General features: G+C 54.0%; 1 protein-coding gene. It reads left to right on the forward strand.

What is annotated here, in order from left to right; genetic code table 11:
- The first annotated feature begins 115 nt into the window (after positions 1–115).
- Positions 116–1,666 carry an IS5 family transposase gene (locus VB716_RS07900; RefSeq protein ID WP_197155761.1) on the forward strand — a complete coding sequence of 517 codons (1,551 nt, stop codon included), beginning with the start codon at positions 116–118 and terminating at the stop codon, positions 1,664–1,666.
- Positions 1,667–1,767: the final 101 nt, after the last annotated feature.

Raw genomic sequence — 1,767 nt, forward strand, 5'->3', positions numbered from 1 at the left:
GGGACTCCTGAAAAATCCAGATCCATTGCGCCGCAGCTGGTCTCAAGCATGAGAAACCGCTAAAGTAGCCGTGAATCAGGCAATCCGTGATTGCCTTTACTCCTGATCGCTCCATATGTACCGGAGGCACAATAACGGTCAGATCTCAATCAAGGAGTTCCACCTGCCATTTGGCGGCACACTTGATCCCGAGAATCGCTGGGTTCAACTGGAGGGGCTGATCCCATGGGATGAGCTGGAAGAAACCTATGCCCCTCAATTCAGCGCCACAATTGGCGCTCCAGCCAAATCAGTGAGAATGGCCTTTGGTGCTCTCTACATCAAACAGAAGTTAGGGCTCACCGACGAAGAGACAGTCCATCAGATCAGAGAGAACGCCTATATTCAGTTCTTTCTCGGCTTTGCGGGCTACACAGCCAAGGCACCGTTTGATGCCTCGATGATGGTGCACTTTCGCAAGCGTTTTTCTGACGAGGATCTGCGCCGTATCAACGAGCTGGTGGTGCAGCGCGGCAAAGAGATCCTTCTAGAAGCACTTGCTCAGGCAGCAGACGATGACGACCATGATGATCGTGATTCCAGTGGAGGAGGCGCTCAGCTAGAACTTGATGCGTTGATCAAGCCTGCTGACTGGCCAGAAGGAAAGAATTGGGGCACTCTCACGATTGATGCCAGTTGCACTCCAGCCGACATCACCTATCCCAGAGACCTCAAGCTCCTCAACGAGGCTCGCACAACGACCGAGCGAGTCATTGATGATCTGTGCAGTCAGTCATCGGGATTCAGGAGACATCGACCTCGCTACGACCGTGGCCTTGCTCGTGCTCATTTCCTGAGAGTGGCGAAGCAAAAACGACCACGTCGCCGCAAAGTGAAGGCTGCCATTAAACATCAGCTTGGCTATGTGCGGCAGAATCTCAAGGCCATTGATGCTCTGATCGGCTGCGGGGCAAGGCTTTCCGAGCTTAAGAGGCATTGGTGGCAGAAGTTGTTGGCCTGCAGCGAGTTGGAGCGGCAACAGGGCCTTCTGCTCGCCTCTCAGACCAACAGCATTCCAGACCGCCTAGTGAATCTTGTGCAGACCCATATCCGCCCAATGGTGCGAGGCAAAGCACGTGCTGCGGTGGAGTTTGGAGCCAAAATCAGTGTTTCGGTTCAAAACGGCTTTCCGTTCTTGCACCGCATAAGCTGGAACCCCTACAACGAAGGAGAAGACCTTATCGCTCAGGCGGAAAAATACAAGCTGGATACAGGATCTTACCCAGAGCGCATCTGCGCCGACCGGATTTATATCACGGCCAAGAATAGGCATTTCTGCACGAGGAACGGTATTCGCCTCTCCGGCAAGCGATTGGGTCGCCCGCCCAAGGATCCTGATGTCACCACTGCACACAAGCACCAGCTCCGATCTGATCAAGCTCGACGCAATGAAGTGGAAGGCGTCTTTGGCTCTGGAAAGCGCAAGTATTCCCTGGATCTGATCATGGCTCGTCTACCAGCTGGTGCCGAATCCTCCATCTCGATGGCCTTTGTCGTGATGTGCGCGGAAAAGGTCTTGAGGCTGCTGCGCCTCTTTTTTGTCCTTCTTTTTGGGTGGATCTACAGCTTTTTTATGGCCTGGTCAGCGATCAGAGCGCCTGAGGGCATCTGCAAGCCATGCTTTTGAGATCTGGCCGACTTGATGTCACCGCGCTTGCCAGCCTGATTAACGCGAAGCAAACGGACGAATCCGGCGCCGATGGGCCGAGAATCTTTTTCAGGAGTCCC

The organism is Synechococcus sp. CCY9201 (genome assembly GCF_034931105.1).
GTDB lineage: Bacteria > Cyanobacteriota > Cyanobacteriia > PCC-6307 > Cyanobiaceae > CBW1002.

Coding starts and splice junctions, on each gene's coding strand:
- VB716_RS07900 (WP_197155761.1), top strand. CDS start 116: ATGTACCGGAGGCACAATAACGGTCAGATCTCAATCAAGGAGTTCCAC.